The organism is Nocardiopsis sp. N85 (assembly GCF_028882275.1).
GTDB classification, from domain to species: domain Bacteria; phylum Actinomycetota; class Actinomycetes; order Streptosporangiales; family Streptosporangiaceae; genus Nocardiopsis; species Nocardiopsis lambiniae.
In genome coordinates this window covers 1-547 of sequence record NZ_JARBUT010000052.1, presented here as the reverse complement: position 1 = coordinate 547, position 547 = coordinate 1, and the positions used below count along the sequence as shown (strand labels likewise).

The 547-nt window shown below is 71.5% G+C and carries 1 protein-coding gene; it reads right to left on the bottom strand.

The window, feature by feature from the left end; genetic code table 11:
- Positions 1-547 (bottom strand): SDR family oxidoreductase (locus PWG71_RS28645; protein WP_274813192.1); only part of this gene is annotated, 547 nt, incomplete at both ends.

Genomic DNA, 547 nt, shown 5'->3' with positions numbered 1-547 from the left:
GCGGCTGCTTCGCCGGCGGGCCGCCCAGGTTCCCGGGACCGCTGGGGCCGTAGAGCGCGCCACGCTCCGCGTCGGGTCCGGTCGCGGCCATCAGCGCGGGCAGCTTCGCCGTCTCGATGGTGCCCAGCAGGATCCCGCGGGCCGACATGGCCCTGATCAGACGGATCTGCGGGGTGTCCTGGCCACGGCCGAGCTCGGGACGGGCGGCCAGGAGGCTGGTGGGGGCCACCCCGGGGTGGGAGAGGTTGCCGGTGATACCCCACCCGTGGGCCGTGCTACGGCGATCCAGTTCGAGGCCGAACAGCCCGAACGCGATCTTGGACTGGCCGTACGCGCGCATCCCGTGGTACGAGCGTTCCCAGTTCAGGTCGTCCCAGTTGATGGCGCCACGGCGAGCGGCGACACTGACCTGCGAGGTCACCCGTGCCCGACCGGCGCGCAGCAACGGGAGGATGTGGCCCACCAGCGCGAAGTGGCCGAGATGGTTGGTGCCGAACTGCAGCTCGAACCCGTCGACCGTGGTCTGTCGGTTCGGTGGCCTCATCAC